Source organism: Streptomyces sp. NPDC007896 (genome assembly GCF_042959425.1).
GTDB lineage: Bacteria > Actinomycetota > Actinomycetes > Streptomycetales > Streptomycetaceae > Streptomyces.
Genome location: NZ_JBIBKX010000028.1, coordinates 19,805 through 44,559 on the forward strand (window position 1 = coordinate 19,805; position 24,755 = coordinate 44,559).

Consider the following 24,755-nt stretch of genomic DNA (forward strand, 5'->3'; position numbering starts at 1 on the left):
GCGGCGCAGGGTGTCGGGCGGCCCTAAGGGCCGCCCGGTTCACTCCTGGACCTTGCCGCCCGTGATGCGGGAGATGGCGAGGGCGACCAGGATGATCAGGCCGTTGAGGGCGCCGATCCACTGGGCGGGGACGCCGCCCAGGGTGAGCACGTTCTGGATCATGAAGAGCAGCAGGATGCCGCAGAACGCCCCGAACATGGTGCCCTTGCCGCCGTTGAGGCTGATCCCGCCGATCACGGCGGCGGCGAAGACGGTGAAGATGTAGCCGTTGCCCTGTGCGGAGGCGACGGAGGCCAGCCGTCCGGAGAGCATCAGCCCAGCAAGGGCGGCAAGCACGCTGCCGGTGACGATGACGATCCACAGCACCCGGTCGGTGCGGATGCCGGCCGCCTTCGCCGCGTCGACGTTGCCGCCGATGGCGTACAGCGAGCGGCCGAAGCTGGTCCAGCCGAGGACGACGATGGCGACGGCGAACAGGACCAGGCAGATCCAGATGGAGGCCGGCATCCCGAACCATTCGGCGGTACCCAGGTAGAGCATCGACTCGGGCAGCTGGAAGAAGGTCTGGCCGCCGGAGATGCCCGTGAGGACGCCGCGCAGCACGATCAGCATGCCCAGGGTGACGATGAATCCGTTGAGACCGAAGCGGATGATCAGCAGGGCGTTGATCACGCCGACCAGCGCGCCCACGGCGAGCGTGACCGGGATCGCCCAGGCGCCGGACAGCAACCCGAGACCGTGTCCCGCGCCGGTCGGCACCACCAGCCAGGCCGCCACGCCGGGCGCGAGGCCCATCGTGGACTCGAGGGACAGATCCATCTTCTTGACGATCAGGATCACCGCCTGGGCGAGGACCAGCAGGGCCATCTCGGACATGGTCTGCAGGACGTTGATGAGGTTGTCGGACTGCAGGAAGACCGGGTTGACGATCTGGCCGACGATCGCGATGACCACGATGGCAGGGACGAGCGCGAGATCGCGCAGGCGCGCCAGGGGTATCCGGCCGCCGAGCAGCGTGGTTCGCTTCGCTTCCGTTTCCCTGGGGGCGGCGGTGTCCGCGAGGACGGTTTCAGGCATTGAGGTCCACTCCTTCCATCGCGGCCACGAGGTCGTGGTCGTGCCAGCCGCGGGCGATCTCTGAGGTCACACGGCCCTGGAACATCACCAGGACCCGGTCGCACATGCGCAGATCGTCGAGTTCGTCGGAGGCGATGAGCACTCCGGTGCCGGTGGCCGCGGTCTCCTCGACCTTGCCGAGGAGGAACTCCTTGGATCGCACGTCCACGCCCGCGGTCGGGTTGATCAGGACCAGCAGACGCGGGTCGTTCGCCAGGGCGCGGGCCATAACGACCTTCTGCTGATTGCCTCCGGACAGGGCGGAGACGGGCAGTTCGGGACCGGGGGTCTTGATCGCCAGGTACTCGATCATGCCCTCGGCGAGCCGGTCCCGGCGGCTGCGGCTCAGGAACCCGTTCGAGCCGAGGCGCTTCGGTACGGACAGTGTGGCGTTGTCCGCGATGGACATGTCGGGCACGAAGCCCTGGTGGTGCCGGTCCTGTGGAACGAACCCGGCACCGGCGGCGAGCGCCGCGGGCACACTGCCCGGCCGGGGCCTCTGCCCGGCGATCTCCACCTCGCCCGCCGCTGCCGCCCGCAGCCCTACGACGGTCTCGGCGACCTCGGTACGTCCGCTGCCGGCGGCGCCCGCGAGGCCGACGATCTCACCGGCCCCGACCTGGAAGCCGACGTCGTCGTACGCGTCGCCTCGCAGAGCATGGACGCTCAGTGCGGCCGTGGCGCCGGGAGTGAGGGTGCTCGCCCGTTCCTCGCGCCGGCCGGCTGCCGCCTCACCGGTCATGGCGGCGACGAGTTCGACGCGGGGGAGCTCCGCGACCGGCGCGGTCACGATGTGCCGAGCGTCGCGGAACACCGTCACCATGTCGCAGATCTCGTAGACCTCCTGGAGATGGTGACTGATGAACAGGAACGTCACGCCCTGGCGTTGCAGGTCACGGATGCGGTCGAAGAGGCGGTTGATGGCGGCCCCGTCGAGCTGGGCCGTCGGCTCGTCGAGGATGATGAACCGCGCCCCGAAGGACAGCGCGCGGGCGATCTCGACGAACTGCCGCTGCTCGACGCTCAGTTCGCCCGCCGGGGTGTGCGGGTCGACGTCCACCGACCAGGTCGCCAGCAGTTCCTGGGCGCGGCGACGGGTGGCCTGCCAGCTGATGAGCCGGCTGCTTCCGTGGTCGTGCCGGTGCAGGAAGAGGTTCTCGGCGACGGTCAGCGTGGGGATGATCGTGGACTTCTGGTAGACGCAGGCCACGCGTTGTCGCCAGGCGTCCCGGTCGGCGGGCCGGGGCGCAGGCTCGCCGCCGAAGGTGACCGTTCCCTCGTCGGGGGTCTGAAGGCCGGTGAGGACCGACACCAGGGTCGACTTGCCCGCCCCGTTGCGGCCGACGAGCGCGTGGGTCTCGCCGGGCCTGATGGTGATCCGGGCGCCGTTCAGGGCCACCGTCGGACCGAATCGTTTGACTATGCCCGTCGCCTCGACGACGGGCGGGTCCGAGGGGGCCCGTCCGTCGTCCGCCGGGGCGGGCACGGGGGTGATCGCTCGCTCCCCGTCACTCATCTCAACCGCCTTGTTCTCGTGAGCCGTTGCGTGCCGGAGGAGGGATCAGCCGAGGTTGTTGCCCCACAGCGACTTGTCGTCGCTCTTGACGCTGGGCACGCCGCCATAGGTGCCGCCGTCGGAGGTGACGAGCGGGGCGGAGAGCTGGTCCTCCAGCACGCCGTCGCGGACCTTGATGATGGTGCTGTCATGGTCGGTCTTGCCGGGCTTGAACGTCTTTCCGTCGATCGCGGCCTTGAGGTAGAGCAGGGCGTACTTGGCGTAGAGGTCGGCGGGCTGCGAGACCGTGGCGTCGATCTTCCCGGCGGCGATGGACTTGAGCTCCTCGGGGATGCCGTCGTTGGACACGACGAAGACGTGCTTCTTGTCCTTCGGGTCGACCAACAGGCCCTTTTGCTTGAGGACTTGGAGCGTGCCGGACAGGGCGAAGCTGGCCTCCATGTAGACACCCTTGATGTCCGGGTGGGCGGTCAGGTCGGTCTGCAGCTTCTGTGCGGCGACGGCCCCGTCCCAGTTGGTGGCCTCGCCGAACACCTTGATGCCGGGGTAGTTCCTCTTCATGCAGTCGTTGAACGCCTCAGTGCGGTCACGGCCGTTGATGGAGTCGAGACCGCCCTCCAGCATGACGACCTTGCCCTTGCCGTCGAGCTTGGTGCCGAGGTACTGACACGCCTTCTCGCCGTACGCCCGGTTGTCGGCGCGGACGACCATGTAGACGTTGCCGGTGTCGGGACGGGTGTCCACGGTGACGACCGGGATCTTCTTCGACTCCAGCTGCGCCAGGGTCGGCGCGATGGCGGCGGTGTCCTGCGGGGCCATCGCGATGCCCTTGACGCCCTGGCTGATGAACGTCTGTGCGTTGGCGGTGAGTTTGGCGACGTCGTTCTGCGAGTTGGTGGTCTTGAGCGAGAGGCCGAGCTTCTTGCCGTACTCCGGCGTGTACTTGATGTACGAGTTCCAGAAGTCGGTGTCGGAGCGCGGATAGTCGACGCCCACGAGCGGCGCGTCACCCGCCGACGCCGACGTGGAGCCGCTGCTGCACGCACTGAGCAGCGCGAGTGCGGACAGGGTGGAGACGGCGGAACAGAGGGCGGTTCTCAGTCTCATCGGTGCTTCCTCGCGCCGGTCCCGTAGTGGGAGAGGTTTCGCTTCGACGACATCCATGTATCGCCGCGCAGTAGAGATGGGATGTTTATAGAGCGACTTTCGGCCGCCCGTCCAGCCCTCTGCGCAAGTCACGATGAAATCCCAGCCAGTAGGCACCCGCGGGTACGGGAGGGGCATCATAGGGAGAGTATCCATCCCATCAATCGCGGCCCTTAGATGACTCGCGGCCGACCATGAAGCACTGCAAGACATGCCATGTTTACGTGACCGCAATACACGCCCGATCAGGACAAATCCGTCATCTCGCCCGAAGCATTGGCCACTTTCATCCCTGCACGCTGGTTGACATCCCATGGCGACATGGCCGACCTTCATGCGTGGCCCTGTATTCCCCCTGCCCCCTTCCGCATCAGGGATGTGTCCATGTCGAGCTCGATCAACAGACGCCAGTTCCTGGCCTCCGCAACCTGCGTGGCCACGGCGGCCGTTGCCGGAGGTGTGTTCAGTGCCGGTGTCGCCAAGGCGGCGCCCAGTACGTACACGCCCGACTGGAACTCGGTCGACCAGCACCCGCCGGCTCCGGACTGGTTCCAGGACGCGAAGTTCGGGATCTACTTCCACTGGGGCGCCTTCAGCGTCCCCGCCTACGACAACGAGTGGTACCCGCGCAGCATGTACCAGAGCGGGAGCAACGCCAACAAGCATCACATCGCGACCTACGGCCAGCCATCGGCATGGCCGTACCACAACTTCATCAACGGAGCGCAGGACCTGGCGGGCAACACCGTGAAGTTCGCGCCGAAGCTGAAGTCGGCCGGCGGGAAGTTCGACCCCGACGAGTGGGTGCAGCTGTTCGTCGACGCCGGCGCCCGGTTCGCCGGCCCGGTCGCCGAGCACCATGACGGGTTCTCCATGTGGGACAGCCAGGTCAACGAGTGGAACTCGGTGGACAAGGGCCCCGGTCTGGACCTGCTGCGGCTCTTCTCCACGGCCATCCGCGCCAAGGGCCTCAAGCTGCTGGTGGCCATGCACCACGCGTACCACTTCAACGGCTTCTACGAGTACGTCCCCGCCCAGGCGGACCCCAGTCTCAAGAAGCTCTACGGGCAACTGGGCTCGACCGCGGAGAACCAGCTCTGGTACGACAAGCTCAAGGAGGTCATCGACCGCGCCCAGCCCGACATCCTGTGGCAGGACTTCAAGCTGGACGCCGTCGACGAGACGCAGCGGCTGAACTTCCTGGCGTACTACTACAACCAGGCAAACAGCTGGGGCCGTGAGGTCGTCGCCACCTACAAGGACGGCATGAACGGCAAGGGCGAGGTCTTCGACTACGAGCGCGGCGGCCCGGCCGACATCACCACCCCGTACTGGCTGACCGACGACAGCGTCTCCAGCTCCAGCTGGTGCTACACCCAGGGCATCGGCTACTACAGCATCCCGCAGATGCTGCACTCGTTCCTCGACCGGGTCAGCAAGAACGGCAACGTGCTGCTCAACATCGCTCCGATGGCCGACGGCACCATCCCCCAGGCGCAGAAGGACATCCTGCTCGGTATCGGGGATTATCTGAAGCGCTTCGGCGAGTCGGTGTACTCCACCCGCGCCTGGACGACGTACGGCGAGGGCCCGACGAAGATGGGCGGCGGTGCGTTCACCACTCCGCACGCCGGCACTGCGCAGGACATCCGCTTCACCCGCAACAAGGCCGACAACGTCCTGTACGCCACCGTCCTGGGCTGGCCCGGCAGCTCCCTGACGATCAAGACCCTCAGCTCGGACCGGATCAACCTCTCCTCACTGACCTCGGTGAAGCTCCTCGGGAACACTGCCGGCACCTACATCGACCTGTCCACGCCAGCCCAGAACTCCTCCGGCCTCACCGTCACCCTGCCGTCCTCGGCGCCGTACAGCGCGGGCGCCTACGTCCTGAAGCTCGCCTTCTCCGGCACGATCCCGGGGCTCCGGCCGCTCGCCGGCGCTGTCGCCTTCAAGAACGTCAACTACACCGGCGACGCCGCCGTGTTCACCGTCGGCGACTACACCGCGCACAGCCTGGCCTCGGCCGGACTGGGCGCGGGCACCCTCTCCTCCCTCCGGCCGGCCCCCGGCTACCAGGTGATCGGCTACTCCGGAGACAACTTCACCGGCACTTCCTGGACGTTCACGGCTGAGAACCCCGACCTGCGGGTCACCGGCAACAACGACCAGATCACCTCGCTGAAGGTCCAGTTCAACCCGGCCACGTACTTCCGGATCACCAACGTCACCGACGGCCTGGCCCTGGACAGCGGCGGCAACGTCGCTTCCGGGTCCGACCTCAAGCAGTGGACCTGGAACGGCAGTTCCAACCTGCAGTGGCAGGCGGTGGAGGTCGGAGGCGGCTACTACAAGCTGGTCAACCGCACAAACGGCATGGTCGCCGACGGCTGGGGCGCCACCACCGATGGCTCCGCCGCCAGGCAGGCCGCCTGGAACGGTGGCACCAACCAGCAGTGGACCATCACTCACCGCGGTGGCGACCACTATTCGATCGCCAACCGCACCACCGGCCTGGCCCTCGACGGCGGCGGCAACGTCGACTCGGGTTCCATCACCAAGCAGTGGACCTACGGCAGCAGCACCAACCTGCAGTGGACCTTCACCGCGCTGTAGCCGGCGCAGCGCGCTGCCGCGGACGTGGCGGCGCAATCCGTGCCGTGCGAACCGGACCTGCCTCAGTTGCGCGACGTTCGGCTTCAGCGCGATTCCGCAGAGGGGCAGCCTTTCTCCATGGATGACCGTGATACGGATCGTGCCGCCGCAGCCGCTGCCGTCGCACTCGTCGGTGCGATCCGTACCGGGGCGGAGGCGCGGTTCGCCGCGCGGCCGTGGACGCATACGCCGGACGCCCTGGACGTCTCGTAGTCGGTGGCAAGGCTTCAGTAGGCGGTGTCGGGCCGGATCCGGGGCCGTATCAGGTGAGGAGAGGTGATCGTGTCGCTGCCGCCTCGACACCCCCGACGTCAGCTCCGAAGACTCGGGGAATCAGCAGGCGCAGCACTGTTCCCGTGTACGGCGGCGGAGCGATCCCGTTGCGTCCGGGATGCCAAGGCGTGCCTCCACGCGACTGGGCGCGTGTCCCGGGGGACGGGCGGCCACACTCAGTGAAAGGGACACAAATGCAGAGAGATGACATGCATATGACATTCGGGTCGCAACTCGTCCGCGCGACAGGAGTGCCGGCACAGGTGCACACCGCGGGGCGGGTCAAGGACGCCGGCAACACCGTGCAGTACAGCTGGCCTGGTGTGTACTTCGAGGGCCGCGTCAGCGGCACCGGCGTGGGCATCGTGCTCAACGACTCGGCCGCCGACTACGACGTCCAGATCGACGGAGCCACCGTCGCCACGCTCGTCACGCCTGGCAACACCACGCACTGGGTCAACGGCCTGTCGAACAGCACGCACACCGTACGGCTCGTCAAGCGCAACGACACCCCAGGGGACACCAGCACCTTCGGAGGTTTCGTCGCCGCGCCGGGCGGCGCCGTGCTGAGCAAACCGGCCGCCCGCAACCGCCAGATCGAGTTCATCGGCGACTCCCTCACGGTGGGCTACGGCAACCTCTCGACCTCACGCACCTGCACCTGGGACCAGGTCAAACGGAACACCAACTCCGATGTGAGCTACGGCGCCCTCACCGCCCGGCAACTGAACGCCGACTACCAGATCAACGGCTACTCGGGCCTTGGCATGGTGCGCAACTACAACGGAGGCTCGCCGGACGTCACGTACCGGACCTTCTACGACCGTGCCCTGCTGAACGTGTCCGGCGACGTCTGGCAGAACCCCGGTACCTGGCGCCCCCAGGTCGTGGTGGTCAACCTCGGCACCAACGACTTCTCGACCGCCATCAACCCCGGTGAGCCGTGGACGCCGGACAGCCTCGCGGCCGCCTACCGCAGCGCCTACGGCGACTTCATCCAGAAGCTGCGCACGCGCTACGGGGCCGACACGACCATCGTGGCGGTAGGCGCCGGCCGGTACGCCGACCATGTCCAGCAGGTCGTCAAGGCGCGCAACGACGCCGGCGACAGCCGGGTCCGCTACTGGTCCCTCGACGACTCGGGCCTGGACTTCCTCGGCTGCGACTGGCACTACTCGGCCCACGACGACCGCCTCATCGCCGACCGGCTCACCTCGTTCATCGCCGGTCTGCCGACAGGCTGGTGACGGCACGGGCGGCTGCGGGCGGCTACGGCCGGTTCAGTACGACCGAGTTGATCGGCGTCAGGTTGAAGACGCCGAACTCGTTGAGCTCGATGGCGGTCACGCAGTCGACGCCGTTGTAGCCGTTGCACAATTGGGCAGTGGCGTTGCCGCTGCCGTACTGGTTGTTGAGCACATAGTGGTCGCCGAACTGGTCGCTCAGATTGTGGGCACCGTAGCTGTAGAAGATGTCCGTCGGCGTGCTCGTATGGATGTCCGCACCCTCGGGGTAGATACACACCGCCCCGCCCGGACAGCCGTACACGGGCCTGGCATTCGCGTGTGCCGAGCGGGTACCGACCGCCGTCAGAGCAGCCGCGGCGATGGCGAGCGCGGCGGCGCCCCGCGTGATCCTGCGCATAATGGTCTCCCTCAGTCCGCGGCCGACCCCCGTCGGCCCACCCCTGCGAGCCGAGGTCGACGACCTGATCGATGACGGGTCGTGACCTGCGGTCTTCGCGCCAACCCTGCGACGGTTACGCCGCCTCGTCCATGAATTCGATCCTGTTCAAAGCGACTCGGCGACATTCGCCGACGGGCCTCGCCGTAACAGCGAAGGAACCCGAGCCGACCAGCGGCTGGGGTTCCTTGAGACGGTGAGCAGGTCAGCGCTGCAGGGTGAGGACACCCGGCCGCCAGGGCAGTTGGTCGTAGGGGCCGCCCGCGGTGGGGGACTTGCCCTGGTAGAGGAACTGCAGGTTGCAGGGGTCGATGGTCATGGTCTGGTCGGGGTTGTTGCGGACCAGGTCACCGTGGCTGATGTCGTTGGTCCAGTTGGCACCGCTGTTGGCCTTGCCCGCGAAGGGGTTGCTTTCGCTGGCGGCCTGCGGGGTCCACGAACCGCCCAGGCTGGAGGCCGTGAACGAGCGGAAGTAGCGCCCATTCGCACCTATCGCCTCAACGATCATGAGGTACTGGTTCTGGTCCTTGACCTTGTAGACCTGCGGCGCCTCGAACAGGTTGTTCGTCGAGTCGCTCATGATCGTCGTGTACGAGGAACCGAAGTTGCCCGGGAAGTTCCCGATCGGCATGCTCGCACGGTAGATCTTGCCGTCGTCACCGGCGAAGAACAGGTACATGTTCTGGTCGTCGGCGATCAGGGTCTGGTCGATCGGGGCGGAGTTGGGGAGGCTGCCGGTGAACAGCGCCTGCGGCGCGGACCAGCCGTTGGGGTTGGTGGGGTCGCTCGACGTGCGGTAGAAGAAGGGCCACGCACCCCACTGGGACGCCAGCACCCAGATGTTCTTGGGTGCGAAGTAGAACAGCGTGGGCGCCACCGTGGACTGGTTCATCCCGGTCTGGCCGGCCGGCGCCATGTCCGACCAGTTCGTGAAGGGACTGAACGCCATCGAGCCGTACCCCGATCCCGACACGTTCGACGCGTAGACCAGATGCTTGCCGTTGTACACCACGTTGGAGAAGTCCTTCAGCGAGACCCACCCGTTCGCGGGCTGCGCCAGCACACCCGTCGACGACCACCGGTATGTCGACGGAAGAGCACACGAGCCGCCCGGCGCCCCGGACAGGCCGGTCCACTTCTGGTTGCTGCCGCCGTTGCAGGTCCAGATCTCCACCGCCGAGCCGCTGGCCGTATTGGCGCCCGTAACATCCAGGCACAGCCCGGACTCCACGCCGACGATCGTGCCGTCGGAGTTCACCCGCCACTGCTGGTTCGCACCGCCGGTACAGGTCCAGATCTGCACCCGGGTACCGGCCGCGGTGGCGTGGCCCGGAACATCCAGGCACTTGTTGCCGTACACGGTGAGCTGGTTGCTGTCCGTCGACGTCCACTGCTGGTTGGTCCCGCCCGAGCAGTCCCAGATCTGCAGGTACGTGCCGTCGGTCTGGCTGGCGTTCGGCACATCGAGACACCGGCCGGAACCAACACCGCGCACGGCGCCGCTGGTGGCCGCCTGAGCCGGGTTGACGACGAGCATCGCCGCCAACGCGACCAGGACCGTAACCGCGGCGGCGAGCACCACAGACAGATGCCTGCGGCTGAAACTTCGTCTGCGCATGGGGACCTCGTCATCCTTGAGGAAGGGGTTCCGGTCGGCCTCGTTTAGAGGCTGTCCGGACTGTCGATGTGGTGCGGTTCGCAGCGGTCCGTGGGCACCGGGCCGATCCCTTACGGCTTCCCGCCGTTCAGGTCACACTCGGCGCCGAAGTCGAGGACGGGCACCGAGTGGCCGGCACGCATTGATGAGGCCATGACATATGCATCGTGCGACATGCCCCTTGCGACTCGGCCGTTGCGGTGGGCGTGACCCGGAGGTGCCCTGCTGTGCGAGGGGAGCGACTCTGGTGCGTTCGTCATACCGAACGAGGATCGAAGTGCCGAGCAACCTGGATCATAGGGAACCGATGAACGGCGTCAATACCTCTCGCATGATGCGCGAGCAATGCCGAAACATTCGCAGGGCACTATGAATGAAACGCCGCAGGCGAAGCCGATCGATGGAACGAGAAGGTTCGGCGTCGGCGAGGCAACCCCGCCGCCCGCTGCGGCGCGGAACGGGCCCTCGCCCACGCCCAGTTGCTCACGAACAGCGGCCACTTGCATGGGGCCGTGCCCCCGCCGCGGTGGAGGCCGGGGCCGTTTTCAGCCGGTTTGACGGTGAGAGGCTCGGCCACCTTCCAGGCGCGCCGCTGACCGAGCCAAACGCCATCACGCCTCGGCGGCCCCGATGAACTCGCGCACGGCGCCGCGCGGGTCCCCCGAGCGGACGAGTGCCTCGCCGACCAGCACTACGTCGGCTCCCCAACCGCGGTACTCCGCAACGTCCTTCGGGCCCGTCACTCCTGATTCCGCGACCCTGACCGTGCCTTCGGGAATGCCCGTCACGAGGTCCGCGAACACGGTGCGATCCACGTCCAGCGTTGTCAGGTCCCGCGCGTTGATGCCGAGAAGCTCGGCTCCTGCGGCGGCAGCGCGCCGGACTTCGTCGGCCGTGTGCGCCTCCACGAGCGGCGTGAGACCCAACTCCTTGCACAGCCCCATCAGGTCGGCGAGTTGGGCATCGTCGAGCGACACGACCATGAGAAGCGCAAGATCGGCGCCGTGCGCGCGAGCCTCCCACAGCTGATAGGGGTCGACGATGAAATCCTTGCGCAGGACGGGCACGTCGACCCGGGCACGCACGGCGTCCAGATCGGCGAGGGAGCCGCCGAAACGCCTGCTCTCGGTGAGCACGCTGATCGCAGCGGCGCCGCCGGCCGCGTACTGGGCCGCGAGGGACGCGGGATCGGGGATGTCCGCCAGCGCACCCTTGCTGGGACTCTTCCGCTTCACCTCGGCGATGATCGACACCCCGGGCGCACGGAACGCGGGCAGGGGGTCAAGCGCGGGTACCGCGTCCGCTGCCCGGGAGCGCAGCTCCGCCCACGGCGTCGCACGCTTGCGTTGTTCCACGTCTTCGCGAACCCCCGCGAGGATCCCCTCGAGAACGGTCATTGCCCTCTCCCTGTCGAATCGATCACGGCGAGCGTATCGACCTGCCTCGGAGCGCGGGAATGGAACTTCTCGTGCACCAGCAACCATACATGGGATGTTACTGGGTCACTGCCGAAGAGGGAGGGAGCGGCGAACAGGCCGTCGGAGCAGCGGCGACGGGACGAAACGCCGCAGAGTTCACCCTGTGCCGCCGATCCCTAAATTCTGGCATCCATGGGATGTCCAGCCAGGGATGTGCGTGATATCTGTACGAGTCGGCCGTCGACGCCAACGGGACGGTACGACGGCCGAGTTGCTGACTCGTATGGCGATTCAGCCCCGTTTCAGCCCCGTTGATTCGGCACTCACTCGTCATGAGAGGACGCCTGAATGAGAAAGTCCTGGACTTCATCGCCCCTCACTCTTGCCACTGGCGCGCTCGGGGTGACGGAGGCAGGTGTGACCCCTGCCTCCGCCGCCTCCAACACGCCTTTGCGGGTCATGCCGTTGGGCGACTCGATCACCTGGGGTGAGGGAAGCAGTACGGGCAACGGCTATCGGGGTCCGTTGTGGGACAAGCTTGCGGCGGACGGCCATCCGCTGGACTTCGTCGGCACGTTGCGGGGCGGTTCGATGTCCGACCCCGACAACGAAGGCCACTGCGGATACCGCATTGACCAGATCGCCGCGCTCGCCGACGCCTCGCTGACCCGCTACCGGCCCAACGTCGTGACGCTGGAGATCGGCACCAACGACCTCAACGGGAACTACCAGCCCGCCACCGCCACCGCCCGGCTGAAGTCGCTGGTCGACCAGATCACCGCCGCCGTCCCCGACGCAACCGTCCTCGTGGCTTCCCTGGTCGTATCCACCAGCGGCACGGTGGAGCAGTACCGTGCCTCGTACAACCAGGCCGTCCCCCACATCGTGAGCGAGGCACAGGCCGCGGGCAAGCACGTCGCATACGTGGACATGAGCGGCCTGACCACCGCCGACCTGACCGACACCCTGCATCCCAACGACACGGGCTACGAGAAGATAGCGGACGCCTTCCACCGCGGCATCCAGTCCGCGGACAGCGCCGGGTGGCTGAGGAACACCGCCCGGCCGGACCGTACGGATGCGGCATCGCGAACCGCTCGTCGTACCTGAACCGTTCGAGCAGGCCGCGACGCTCCGCGCCCCAGCGATCCGGGGGCACGGAAGGAATGCCGGTCAGTGGCGGAAGGGACGCCGAGCCCCAGCGCGCACCCCTCGGAACCGAGTACGAAGCCGACTCTGAAGCAGGGTTGTCGAAGCGCTTCGACAGTGGCATCCTCCCTGATGGGCTGCCAATGGACCGGCAGAAGAAAGTGTCTGGCGGTAGAGGCTCTTGTTTCGCACGAAACATGTCCGTTAACTTGCGCCTGGAAGTGAAGCGCTTCGACAATGCCGCCCCGCCCTCATGGCCATCCCCCGCACCCGTCCCGCGAGGCGAGCGGCCCGAGAACGAACAAGTACTGCTGTCACCGGCCCTTACGGCCCGACAGAGCACGACTCGACTCTCCGTACCCGAGGAACCGTCATGACGACTCGCAGCATCACCGACCGCCTGGGCGGCCTGGCCTTCGGCGGGGACTACAACCCCGAGCAGTGGGACGAGCCGGTCTGGAAGGAGGACGACGAGCTGATGCGCACGGCCAGGGTCAACCTGGCCACGGTGGGCGTCTTCTCGTGGGCCCTGCTCGAACCGGAGGAGGGACGCTACGACTTCGCCTGGCTCGACGCCCACATCGAACGCCTGCACGCGAACGGCGTGGCCGTCGACCTGGCCACCCCCACCGCCTCCCCGCCGCCCTGGTTCACCCTGGCTCACCCGGACGCATTGATGGTCGGGCCCGACGACACCCGACTCGTCCACGGCAGCCGGGACACGTACTGCCTCACCGCACCCGCCTACCGGAGCGCGGCCCGTCGGATCGCCGGGGCGCTCGCCGAACGCTACGGAGACCATCCCGCCCTCGCGCTGTGGCACGTGCACAACGAGTACGCCACCCTCTGCTACTGCGACCACACGGCTGCCGCCTTCCGGGTGTGGCTGCGCGCCCGCCACGGCTCGCTCGACGCCCTCAACGAGGCCTGGGGAACGGCCTTCTGGAGCCAGCGCTACACCTCCTGGGAACAGGTACTGCCGCCGCGTGCGACGAACTGGCACAAGAACCCCGGCCAGCATCTGGACTTCCACCGCTTCTGGGCCGACGAGGTCATCGCTGCCTACCGCGAGCAGCGCGACGCGATCCGCGCGCACAGCGACCGGCCGGTGACGACCAACCTGATGCTGCCCTCGTACCAGAACCTCGATTTGTGGGGCCTCGCCCGGGAACTCGACGTGGTCACCTCCGACCAGTACCCCACCTCGCCCGGTCTGGGCGCCGCCGCCGACCTCGCCTTTCACGCGGATCGCGCCCGATCGCTGGGCGGCGGCCGTCCCTGGCTGCTGATGGAGCAGGGCACCAACACCGTCTACGACGGCGACCGGGTCCTCGCCAAGGACCCCGGTGACATCCTGCGCCACTCCCTTGGCCACATCGCCCGCGGCTCGGAGGGCGCCCTCTTCTTCCAGTGGCGCCAGTCCCGGGCCGGCGCCGAGACCTGGCACTCGGCGATGGTGCCGCACGCCGGGCCCGACAGCCGGATCTTCCGCGAGGTCACGCAGACCGGGGAGGCCGTCGCCCGGCTCGCCGAGTTGGCGGGCTCGACGGTCTCCGCGCAGGTGGCCGTACTGCACGACCCGGACGCCTGGTGGGCACTCGGCGTGGACGGCCTGCCCTCCACAGAACTCGACTACCACACGGCACTCGGCCGGACGCACCGCGCGCTGTGGGACGCCGGCGTCACGGTCGACTTCGCCCACCCCGAACACGAGTTGAACCACTACCCGCTCGTCGTCGCGCCGGCCCTGTTCCTCCTCTCCGACGCGGTGGCCGAGAAGCTGCGCCGATACGTCGCCGACGGCGGAACGCTCCTTGTCCAGCACGCGAGCGGCTACGTCGACGAGCGCCTCCACGCCCACCTCGGCGGCTACCCGGCCGCTCCCCTGCGCGAGGCACTGGGCATCCGCGTCGAGGAGTACCGGCCACTGCGGCGCAGCGAGCGGATCACCCTGTCGGACGGCACACAGGGCACTGCCTGGAGCGAGTCCCTGCGCACCGAGGGCGCCGAGACGCTCGCCACCTACACCCACGGGATGCTCACCGGCAGCCCGGCGCTGACCCGTCACCGCTTCGGCACCGGGCAGGGCTGGTACCTCTCGACCCACCTCGACGACGCCGACTACGGCGCCCTGGTCGCCCGGCTGCTCGACGAGGCCGGAGTGGGCCCCGAGCTGCCGGGCCTGCCCCCGCAGGTCGAGGCCGTCACCCGGCACGCCCCGGACGGCCGCCGCTGGCGCTTCCTGATCAATCACAGCGCTGCACCCGTGTCCTTGCCCGAGCCAGCCCACGACCTGCTCACAGACGGCACGGTGTCCGAACTGCCGCCCGGCGGTTGCGCGGTACTGCGCGGGCACTGACCTCGAAAGGGCCGACATGACCAAGGAACAGCCGACATGACCAAGGAACAAGGGCCTTTCCACTGGGGGCACGAGGCCCTTCACCTCGAGATCGTCCTCGATGACGACGGCAGCCCGCGCCTCACGAACCTCGGACTGCCCGGCGAAGCGCAGAACGTCACCGGTGCGTCCCTGCCCCTGGTGGAGGTGACGGCCGCGGGTCACGGCCGTGGCTGGTCGGGAGACCGCCTCGTGGGCACCGATCTCGGCGGGCGTCTGCGCCACCGGACCCACCGCGCGAGCCGCGACGGCGACTGGCACACGCTGACCGTGCACCTCCACGATCCGGAGACCGGGCTGGTCGCGGAGGTGACCTACCGCTCACCGGACGGTATCCCCGTGCTCCGCAGCGAGGTGACCCTGCGCAACGAAGGACAGATGACGCTGCACCTGGAGTCGGTCAGCTCGCTCGCGGCGGGCTGCCTCACTCCGCAGGACCCGGCGGCCATCGACGCCGCGGACCTGCTGTGGGCGGAGAACGACTGGCTCGCCGAATGCCGCTGGCAGCGACAGCCGATGCGCCTGACCACACCGGCCCACAGCGGACGCGTGAGCTACGCGAACCGCAGAGCCGGCTTCCCCCTGAACGGACAGGGCACCTGGTCCAGTTGCGGACGCCTCCCCATGGGCGGCCTGACGGACCGGCGTACCGGCCGCACCTGGGTGTGGCAGATCGAACACAACGGCGGGGGCTGGCGCTGGGAGTGCGGCGAGCGGGACAAGGCGGCCTACGCGGCGCTGTTCGGACCCACCGACACCCACCACAGCTGGCGGCACGCCCTTGAACCCGGCGCCGTCTTCCGCACCGTACCCGCCGCCCTGTCCTTCAGCGCCGACGGCGGCCCCGACGCCGCGTTCGCCGCGCTGACCCGCTACCGCCGCGCCCAGCGCCGCCCGCATGCCGACCACCAGCGCCTGCCCGTCATCTTCAACGACTACATGAACTGCCTGATGGGCGACCCCACGACCGAGAAGCTGCTGCCGCACATCGACGCGGCGGCCGACGCGGGCGCGGAGTACTTCGTGATCGACGCCGGCTGGTACGACGGCGACGACGGAGGCTGGTGGGACAGCGTCGGCGCCTGGGAGCCCGCCGCCTCCCGGTTCCCCGGCACCCGCGGGATCCACGAGGTCCTGGACCGTATCCGGGAGCGTGGCATGGTGCCCGGCCTGTGGCTGGAGCCGGAGGTGATCGGCGTACGCAGCCCCATGGCCAAGTCCCTGCCCGACGAGGCGTTCTTCCGCCGCGACGGCATCCGCGTCACGGAGGCCGGCCGGCACCACCTGGACCTGCGCCACCCGGCCGCCCGTGCCCACCTGGACGAGGTCGTGGACCGCCTGGTCGGCGAGTGGGGCGTCGGCTACCTCAAGCTCGACCACAACATCGACCCCGGCTCCGGCACCAGCGCCCACCCCGGCGAGACCCCGGGCGCCGGACTGCTCGGCCACAACCGCGCCCACCTCGACTGGCTCGACGGCGTCCTGGACCGCTACCCGCACCTGGTGCTGGAGAACTGCTCCTCCGGCGGCATGCGCTGGGACGACGCCCTGCTGTCCCGGATGCAGCTGCAGTCCACGAGCGATCAGCAGAACCTCCACCTCTACGCGCCCATCGCGGCTTCCGCGCCCACCGCCGTCACCCCCGAACAGGGTGCCGTCTGGGCGTACCCCCAACCGGAGGACTCCCTCGACGAGGTGGCCTTCACGATGGCCAACGCGCTCCTCGGCCGGATCCATCTCTCCGGCCGCATCCCCGAACTCGAGCCGGAGGCCCGCGCCCTGGTCCACGAGGCGGTAGCCGCGTACAAGGCCATCCGCGGCGACCTGCCGGGGGCCGTGCCGTCCTGGCCCCTGGGCCTTCCTGGCTGGGACGACCCCTGGATCGCCCTGGCCCTGCGCACGCCGGCCACCACCTACCTCACTGTCTGGCGCCGACCCGGAACCGACATCACGGCGACGCTGCGCCTGCCCCACCTGCGGGACACCGCCGCACGTGTCGATCTGCTCTATCCCTCGGTCAGTCGGGCCGTTTCCGCCTGGACGCCCGGCACGGCCGAGCTGAGCCTGACCCTGCCCACCGCGCCGTCCGCCGTCCTGCTCCGCATCACCGCCACGGACCCCGGCGCTCCCTGAACCACCCCACGCCCGCATCACGAATCCACGAGAGGACCTATCGGGTGCCCCCTCTGCACCAGCCGGATGGACGCTTGACCAACCCCGTGATCCCCGGCTTCCACCCCGACCCCAGCATCTGCCGCGTCGGCGACGACTACTACCTGGCTTGCTCCAGCTTCGAGTACTTCCCTGGGGTGCCCCTCTTCCACAGCCGTGACCTGGTGCACTGGACGCAGATCGGCAACGCCCTGGACCGGCCGGAGCAGCTGCGTCTGTCGGACGCCTGGTCCTCCGGCGGGATCTACGCCCCCACCCTGCGCCACCACGACGGCCGCTTCTGGTTGATCGTCACCAACTGCACCGAGGGCGGCGGCAACCTGATCGTCACCGCCACCGACCCCACCGGACCCTGGTCGGACCCCATCTGGGCGCCGGGTGTCCCCGGCATCGATCCCGACCTGGTCTGGGACGAGGACGGCACCTGCTGGTGCACGGTCGCCGGGGTCTCGCAGGTCCGTCTCGACCCGTCCACCGGGCAGACGCACGGAACACCGCACAAGCTCTGGTCCGGCGGGCCCGGCGCCAAGGCCCCGGAAGCACCGCACCTGTACCGGATCGGCGACTACTGGTACCTGCTCATCGCCGAGGGCGGCACCGAGCGCGGCCACGGCGTATCGATCGCCCGCGGCCGTACGCCCGCCGGCCCGTTCGAGCCGTGCCCGGACAACCCGATCCTCACCCACCGCGGCACCGACCACCCCGTCCAGAACACCGGGCACGCCGACCTGGTCCAAGGCCCCGACGGCTCCTGGTGGATGGTGTTCCTCGGCGTCCGACCGGGCGGCGGCACACCGGGCTGGCACGTGCTCGGCCGGGAGACCTTCCTGGCCCCCGTGACCTGGGTGGACGACTGGCCGGTCGTCGGCGAGGTCGCCCTGGACCTGCCCGAGCTCCCGTGGCCGCTCTCCCCCAGCTCTGTCGAGGAGCACCGGGACGACTTCGAGCTCGCCGAACTGCGGCCGTCCTGGATCTCCCTGCGGGACCGGCCCGCCGAACACTGCACCACCAAGGAGCGCCCCGGATGGCTGACGCTCCGCGCGCGGGGCGGCTCCCTGGACGAGCCCGACGTGGTGTTCACCGGTCGGCGCCAGCAGCACAGGTCGTGCCGGGCACGCACCCTGGTCGATGCCACGGAGGGCGGCGGTGGCCTCGCCGTGCGGCTCGACGAGCGACACCACTACGAAATCGAGGTGTCCGGCACGCGGGTGCGGGTGGTCGCGCGTATCGGCTCCCTGCGCACGGTCGTGGCCGCACAGTCCGTGCCCGCCGGGCCGGTGGTCCTCGCCGTCACGATCGCGGAACCGCCGTCGCCGCACGGGCCGTGCACGGGACCCGACGTCGTCTCCCTCGGCGTCGAGCAGCCCGACGGCACGTTCACCGAGCTCGCGACCCTCGACGGCCGCTACCTGTCGACCGAGGTCGCCGGCGGCTTCACCGGTCGGGTCATCGGCATGTACGCCGCGGCAGGCACCGTCCACTTCGACTGGTTCGACTACGAGCCCCTCGACGGCTGAACCAGGCCCCTCCCGCTGCATCTCTCTGCATCCCTCCGCCTCCCTCTACTCACCATGAGCCGACGGTGGCGCCTGACCGCTGCCCGGCCACGGACCGGATCACCCGCACCACCGACCGAAAGGCATGACACATGAAGGACATACGCAGACCCGCACACCACCGCAACCGCGGCCCCGGACGCCTGGCCGGCCTGCTGATGGCCCTGCTCGTCGTCCTGGGACTGTCCGGCAGCACCGCGCTGGCCGCGACCGACGGCACGGCACAGCAGGCACTCGCCACGGTCAAGGTGCCGGCCGGTGCCAAGGACGCCGTCGCCGCGATGCAGCCCAGTTGGAACCTGGGCAACACCCTGGACGCGATTCCGGACGAGACGTCCTGGGGCAACCCCAAGGCCACCAGGGAACTGTTCAAGACCATCCGGTCGCAGGGCTTCCACAGCGTCCGCATCCCGGTGACCTGGAGCGCACACCAGTCCACCACCGCGCCCTACACCGTCGACGCCGCGTACCTGAGCCGTGTCAAGGAGGTGGTCGACTGGGCACAGGCCGAGAACCTCTACGTCGTGCTCAACGTCCACCACGACTCATGGCAGTGGGTCTCGAAGATCTCCACCGACCACGACAACGTGCTCGCCCGCTACGACGCCCTGTGGACCCAGATCTCCGCGACGTTCCGGGACGAGCCGCGCACCCTGCTCTTCGAGAGCATCAACGAACCGGGCTTCGACAACGCCACGGCGGCGCAGAAGACCGAGTTCATGAACGAGCTGAACACCTCGTTCCACGAGATCGTCCGCTCTTCGGGCGGCGCGAACAAGGGCCGGCTGCTCGTCCTGACCACACAGGGCGGCACCCCCTCACAGGACCTCATGGACGACCTGTACACGACGATCAGCGCGCTGCACGACAGCAACCTGGTCGCCACCGTGCACTACTACAGCTACTACCCGTTCAGCGTGAACGTCGCGGGCGGCACCCGGTACGACACCGCCGCCCAGAACGACCTGACCGACGCCTTCGCCCGCATGCACGACACCTTCGTCGACAGGGGCATCCCCGTCTACCTCGGCGAGTACGGCCTGTTGGCCTGGCCCGACCACAACCATCCCGACCGCGTCGAGCGGGGTGAGGCGCTGAAGTACTTCGAGCACCTCGGATACACGGCGCGCCATGCCGGCGTCACGACCGCCCTGTGGGACCCCGGAACTTTCGCCTACCTGAACCGGGACACCCTGAAGTGGCAGGACCCCGCCCTGTTCGCCTGGATCAAGTCGAGCTGGACCTCCCGCTCGGGAACCGCCTCCTTCGACAAGGTCTTCGTGGCGAAGTCGAGCCGGATCACGGCCCAGTCGCTCACACTGAACCTGAACGGCACCAAGTTCCAGAGTCTGTGGGACGGCGACACCAAGCTTGTCGTGGGCAAGGACTACACCGTCTTCAAGGATCGGCTCACTCTCACGGCTCAGGCGCTGACCCGGCTGACCGGTGAGCGGGACTACGGGGTCAATGCGACGCTCCAGGCCCGGTTCTCTCGCGGCCTGCCCTGGAAGATCGACGTGGTCACCTACGACACCCCGGTGCTGTCGAACGCCACGGGCACACCCGATTCGTTCACCCTTCCCACGAAGTACCAGGGCGACCTGCTGGCGACCATGGAGGCCACGTACGCCGACGGCAGCAACGCCGGCCAGACCAGCTGGACTCCGTACCAGGAGTTCAACGCGGCCTTCTCGCCTGACTACCCGAACGGCACGATCATCCTGACTCCCGAATTCCTGAAGGCACTGCGTGACGGGGAACCGGCGACGCTGACCTTCCACTTCCACAGCGGCGCCAAGGTGAAGTACAAGGTCACGAAGTCCGGAGACTCCGTCACCGGTATGGCTGTCACGGAATCCTGACCGACCGACCCTCGCCCTGGTTGCTCACCTCCCGGGCAACCAGGGCTCTGACGTCTCTGCGGCGCCGCGGCATATCCCCGCTCGCGCGTGGGCCACTTCCTGTGAGAAATCGTTGGCAACCTTTGCGCTTCCGGTGGTCACTCAGTAGTGCACCATCGGCTCGATCTTGCGAACGGACAGGAAATGAACACATCGAGGCAGGCCGCGCGGCAGCGCAGACAAAGACGCAGGCTCATGCTGGCCGGCACATCGGCGCTGATCGCCGCGGGCGTTGTCGCCTACCTGGTCATGGCGTTGCTCCCCGACCGCAACGTCGACGCAGGGCCTGCCGCAGCCACACCCCTCGCCAGCACCCAGGTGAAAGCCACCGCCGCCGGCGGCGAGAGGGCTACCCCGGCCGCGACGGCGAGCCCAACCGGCTCGCCCAGCCCGACGGGTGCCTCGACCACCAAGTCGGCGCGACCGTCACCCACTCACACCCCGGAGCCCAAGCAAAAGCCCGCTACAACAACTGCGCAGGCAGGACGGATTCAGCCGCACACCAGCTACCGGGGCGTCGCCACCGCCTACGAGGCCGCGGACGGAAACGGCGCCTGCCTGTTCGGCCCCAGCCCCGACCTCATGATCGCGGCCATGAACACCACCGACTACGAGACGTCCAGGGCGTGCGGCGCATACGTGCTCGTACACGCGGCCAACGGCAAATCCATCACGGTACGCATCACCAACGAATGCCCCCTGCCCTGTGCACCCGGGCAACTCGACCTCAGCCAACAGGCATTCGCCAAACTGGCCGACCTCAAGGTCGGCCGGATCCCCATCACCTGGAGCCTGGTGAGCCCCAGCATCTCCAACATGATCTCCATCCGGTACAAGACCGGATCCAGCCGCTACTGGTGCGGCATCCAGGCGATCGGCCACCGCAACCCCGTCGCCAGGCTTGAGGTCCGCACCGCGGGCGGCTGGCGGCGACTGCCCCGCACCTCCTACAACTACTTCATCTCCGCGGACGGCAGCGGGTGCGGCAGCGCGATCAGACTCACCGACATCTACGGCGAACGGTTGACCATCAACGGAATCGCGGTGCGGCCGAACGTCGCGCAACCCACCCAGGTCCAGTTCGCCCGACACTGATCCCACCGCCCGCCCAAGGCCGACGTCGAAGCCATCTTCGCGGACCGCAACGCACTGAGGGCCGAGGTCGACCGCGCCTGAGAAAGGACGCGGACCGACCTCGGCCCTCATGTCACTGCTGTCGGGTCAGCCGCCGCTGACGGTCAGGTTGTTGGTGTTGAAGTTGAGTCCGCCGGACGACGAGGTGATCTCATAGCCGAACTGCACGTCGCCGATGACTTCGTTGCCGGGCATCCAGCCCTTGGTGTACGCGATCCAGTTGAGGACCGGCTTGACGTCCACGGTGCCGGAGTTGGAGTCGGACGTCCGCAGGAACGAGAACACCTGGTTCGACCCGTTGGTGCCCTTGTAGACGTTCCAGTTGTGGCCGCCGACTCCGGGCGGCGTTCCGACGACCGAACAGGACGCATACACAGTGCCGGAATCCATCTCACGAAGATCAGTTCTCGCCGGATTGGCGGCCATGACGGTGGCCGCCACGGTCGGCTCCGCCGCACTGGCGACACCCGCGTACGCGGCGACGGCCGCCATCCCCCTGCCGCTCCCTCCCCTGCGGATCCCCAAGGTCGACCTGGGTCTGGAACAGCAGCCGGACTCCAAGATCCAGTGGCTGATGGACGCCAAGCTGGGCATGTTCATCCACTGGGGGCCGTACGCGGGCCCGGCCAAGGGCGAGTGGTGGATGCACGCCGGGCCGGTCACGCCTGCGGACTACCGGAAGTACGTCACCGACGCGACGAGTGAGCAGTTCACCGCCGACGCCTACGACCCGGCGGCCTGGGCGCAGTTGGCGAAGGACTTCGGGGCGAAGTACACGACGCTGACCACCCGTCACCACGACGGGTTCGCGATGTGGCCGCTGAACCACCCCAACGCCTGGAGCTCCGGACAGGCACCGCTCAAGCGTGACTTCGTCAAGGACTACGTGGCGGCGGTGCGGGCGGCCGGGCTGAAGGTGGGCCTGTACTACTCGCCCATCGACTGGCGCTACCCCGGCTACTACGACGTCACCGGCACCAACTGCGCGAGCAACCCGTGGAATTACACCACCGATCCGGCGCACAAGGAGAACGCACGGATCATGAAGACCGAGGTGTACGAGTCGGTCAAGGAGCTGGTCACCCAGTACGGCGTGATCGACGACCTGTGGTGGGACGGCGGCTGGATCGCCGAGCAGGGCACCGACGCGGACGGCGCGTTCTTCTGGGAGCCCGGCCAGTTCCGCGACACCGCCAACCAGTGGCAGGTGGACGCCACTTACGGCGAGACGGACGCCAGTGGCAAGCCGCTGGGACTGATGGGCATGGTCCGTAAGCACCAGCCCGACATCGTCGCCACCTCACGCTCCGGCTGGAAGGGCGACTACGACAGCGACGAGGGCCCGGGGGTCCCGACCGGGGCGATCCGCACCGGCAGGCTCGTCGAGAAGGTCTTCAGCATCATCGGCACGTGGGGCTACTCCAACACCGCTGTCATGAGCTACGGCACCGCCCTGAACATCCTGGTCAACTGCTGGGTGCGGAACATGACCGTGATGGTCAACGTCGGCCCGGACCGGCACGGCACCGTCTCCGACGCCCAGGCCGCCCTCCTGCGCCAGATCGGCACCTTCATGACCGCCTGCGGCCAGTCCGTCTACGGCACTCGCGGCGGACCGTGGAACCCGGTCGACGGCCAGTACGGCTTCACGTACAAGGACAACACCTTCTACACCCACCTGCTGCCCGGCTACAGCGGCACCACCTTCACCACCCCGTCGATCGGGGACGCCCAGGTCACTCGGGTCTTCGATGTGCGCTCCGGTGCCAACCTGTCGTACTCGGTCGAAGGCGACGGCCGGATCACGGTCAACGGCATCGACCGCACCACCCACCCCCAGGACAGCGTCGTCGGCGTCGCACTGGACCGCCCCGTGCAGCCTGCCGACGTCGCCACCGGCAGGACCGCGACCGCCGACAGTGAGGAGACCTCCAAGGGCAACACCGCGGCCAAGGCGGTCGACGGAGCCACCGCCACCCGCTGGTGCGCCAACGACGGAAACACCGGCCACTGGCTCAAGGTCGACCTCGGCTCGACCCGCTCACTGACCGGCACCCGGATCGCCTGGGAACGGGACAAGACCAACTACCAGTACAAAATCGAGGGCTCCACCGACAACAGCACGTGGACCACACTCGTCGACAACACCGCCACCGCCGGCACAAGCCAGGTCCAGACGGCCGTGTTCCAGGCCCAGGCACGCTACGTCCGCGTCACCGTCACCGGGCTGCCCGCCGGGGTGTACGCGTCCGTCCGCAACCTGGAGGTCTACGACCGGCCCTTCACCGCGGACCTGGGCACCTACAAGGTGATCAACCGCAACAGCGGCAAGGCGCTGGACGTCAGCAACGCCTCGACCGCCGACGGCGCCACGCTCATCCAGTGGCCCTACGGCGGCGGGACCAACCAGCAGTGGAGCCTCCTGCCGAACACCGACGGATCGTTCCGACTGGCCAACGTCAAGAGCGGCAAGCTCCTGCAGAGCCCCAACAGCACCCAGGGCGCCACCCTGACCCAGGAGTCCGACAACGGCGGTGACAACCAGTGGTGGAAGCTGGTCCCCTCGGCCACCAGCGGCTACTACCGGCTCGTCAACGTCCGCACCGGCCGGTGCGCCGACGTCGCCAACGCCTCCACCACCGACGGCACCAAAGTCATCCAGTGGCCCGTGACCGACGGCTCCAACCAGGACTGGCAGATCGTCAGCCTCTGACCGGCCACCCGCCCGAGGCCGTACCTGACCGGCGAAAACGGGGTCACATCCTGCCAGGACGTGACCCCGTTCCCCGAATGCCCCCCGCAGCCCACGCGACGTCGGATACGCCGAGGCGGCCACCGGGTTTCAGGACGGGGAAGGTCACGGGCCGGGTGCGGCGCCCACCGTGGCCGACGCCTGCGCCCCTTTCCCCAACTCGACAGCGTCAGCGTCTACAACGGCTGGTTCCCCGCCCTCAGCCGCCTCGTACAGCTCATCTCCACGG

The 24,755-nt window shown here is 68.3% G+C and carries 15 protein-coding genes and 2 pseudogenes; 10 read left to right on the forward strand and 7 right to left on the reverse strand.

Features of this window, described 5'->3' with window-relative positions; translation table 11 throughout:
- Nucleotides 1-39: 39 nt before the first annotated feature.
- From ACFZDJ_RS50550 to ACFZDJ_RS50560, 3 genes are read right to left on the reverse strand one after another with little or no spacing between them, the layout of a single operon-like run.
- Nucleotides 40-1,077, reverse strand: coding sequence for an ABC transporter permease (locus ACFZDJ_RS50550; protein ID WP_391069702.1), 1,038 nt, complete (start codon nt 1,075-1,077; stop codon nt 40-42).
- Entirely contained in the window at nt 1,070-2,632 is a 1,563-nt protein-coding gene (locus tag ACFZDJ_RS50555; RefSeq protein ID WP_391069704.1) for an ATP-binding cassette domain-containing protein, read from the reverse strand. The genes ACFZDJ_RS50550 and ACFZDJ_RS50555 overlap by 8 nt, the downstream gene beginning before the upstream one ends.
- A 45-nt stretch (nt 2,633-2,677) precedes the next feature.
- Nucleotides 2,678-3,739 (reverse strand): substrate-binding domain-containing protein, encoded by a 1,062-nt coding sequence (locus tag ACFZDJ_RS50560; protein ID WP_391069706.1) that lies wholly within the window; start codon nt 3,737-3,739, stop codon nt 2,678-2,680.
- Nucleotides 3,740-4,162: 423 nt separating this feature from the next.
- Here ACFZDJ_RS50560 and ACFZDJ_RS50565 point away from each other — a divergent pair, with 423 nt between their 5' ends.
- The 3 genes from ACFZDJ_RS50565 (at nt 4,163) to ACFZDJ_RS50575 (ending at nt 7,953) form a co-directional block, all read left to right on the forward strand.
- Nucleotides 4,163-6,394, forward strand: a complete 2,232-nt coding sequence (locus ACFZDJ_RS50565) for an alpha-L-fucosidase (RefSeq protein ID WP_391069708.1) — start codon at nt 4,163-4,165, stop codon at nt 6,392-6,394.
- A gap of 117 nt (nt 6,395-6,511) precedes the next feature.
- Entirely contained in the window at nt 6,512-6,646 is a 135-nt protein-coding gene (locus ACFZDJ_RS50570; protein ID WP_391069710.1) for a hypothetical protein, read from the forward strand.
- A 275-nt stretch (nt 6,647-6,921) separates the two neighbouring features.
- A complete protein-coding gene (locus tag ACFZDJ_RS50575) occupies nt 6,922-7,953 on the forward strand; it encodes an SGNH/GDSL hydrolase family protein (protein WP_391069712.1) in 1,032 nt (343 codons plus the stop codon).
- A gap of 22 nt (nt 7,954-7,975) precedes the next feature.
- On the opposite strand, the gene ACFZDJ_RS50580 is transcribed toward ACFZDJ_RS50575, so the two are convergent.
- From ACFZDJ_RS50580 to trpC, 3 genes are all read right to left on the reverse strand, one after another.
- Nucleotides 7,976-8,350, reverse strand: a complete 375-nt coding sequence (locus tag ACFZDJ_RS50580; protein WP_391069714.1) for a hypothetical protein — start codon at nt 8,348-8,350, stop codon at nt 7,976-7,978.
- A 244-nt stretch (nt 8,351-8,594) separates the two neighbouring features.
- On the reverse strand, nt 8,595-10,007 hold the full coding sequence (locus ACFZDJ_RS50585; protein WP_391069716.1) for a non-reducing end alpha-L-arabinofuranosidase family hydrolase: 1,413 nt from the start codon (nt 10,005-10,007) through the stop codon (nt 8,595-8,597).
- Nucleotides 10,008-10,657: 650 nt separating this feature from the next.
- Nucleotides 10,658-11,443 carry an indole-3-glycerol phosphate synthase TrpC gene (gene trpC / locus ACFZDJ_RS50590; protein WP_391069718.1) on the reverse strand — a complete coding sequence of 262 codons (786 nt, stop codon included), beginning with the start codon at nt 11,441-11,443 and terminating at the stop codon, nt 10,658-10,660.
- Between the two features lie 369 nt (nt 11,444-11,812).
- Between trpC and ACFZDJ_RS50595 the strand changes: the two are divergent.
- From ACFZDJ_RS50595 to ACFZDJ_RS50620, 6 genes and pseudogenes are all read left to right on the forward strand, one after another.
- Nucleotides 11,813-12,526 (forward strand): annotated as a pseudogene (locus ACFZDJ_RS50595) (SGNH/GDSL hydrolase family protein); the annotation flags it as partial.
- 460 nt (nt 12,527-12,986) lie between these two features.
- Nucleotides 12,987-14,972, forward strand: coding sequence for a beta-galactosidase (locus ACFZDJ_RS50600; RefSeq protein ID WP_390939093.1), 1,986 nt, complete (start codon nt 12,987-12,989; stop codon nt 14,970-14,972).
- Nucleotides 14,973-15,008: 36 nt separating this feature from the next.
- Entirely contained in the window at nt 15,009-17,144 is a 2,136-nt protein-coding gene (locus ACFZDJ_RS50605) for an alpha-galactosidase (RefSeq protein ID WP_391069720.1), read from the forward strand.
- A gap of 74 nt (nt 17,145-17,218) precedes the next feature.
- A complete protein-coding gene (locus tag ACFZDJ_RS50610; protein WP_391069722.1) occupies nt 17,219-18,700 on the forward strand; it encodes a family 43 glycosylhydrolase in 1,482 nt (493 codons plus the stop codon).
- A gap of 131 nt (nt 18,701-18,831) precedes the next feature.
- Nucleotides 18,832-20,601 (forward strand): cellulase family glycosylhydrolase, encoded by a 1,770-nt coding sequence (locus ACFZDJ_RS50615; RefSeq protein WP_391069724.1) that lies wholly within the window; start codon nt 18,832-18,834, stop codon nt 20,599-20,601.
- Between the two features lie 183 nt (nt 20,602-20,784).
- On the forward strand, nt 20,785-21,735 hold the full coding sequence (locus tag ACFZDJ_RS50620) for an expansin EXLX1 family cellulose-binding protein (RefSeq protein ID WP_391069726.1): 951 nt from the start codon (nt 20,785-20,787) through the stop codon (nt 21,733-21,735).
- Between the two features lie 126 nt (nt 21,736-21,861).
- On the opposite strand, the pseudogene ACFZDJ_RS50625 reads toward ACFZDJ_RS50620, so the two are convergent.
- Nucleotides 21,862-22,110 (reverse strand): annotated as a pseudogene (locus tag ACFZDJ_RS50625) (hypothetical protein); the annotation flags it as partial.
- A gap of 88 nt (nt 22,111-22,198) precedes the next feature.
- Between ACFZDJ_RS50625 and ACFZDJ_RS50630 the strand changes: the two are divergent.
- Entirely contained in the window at nt 22,199-24,487 is a 2,289-nt protein-coding gene (locus ACFZDJ_RS50630) for an alpha-L-fucosidase (RefSeq protein WP_391069728.1), read from the forward strand.
- Nucleotides 24,488-24,755: the final 268 nt, after the last annotated feature.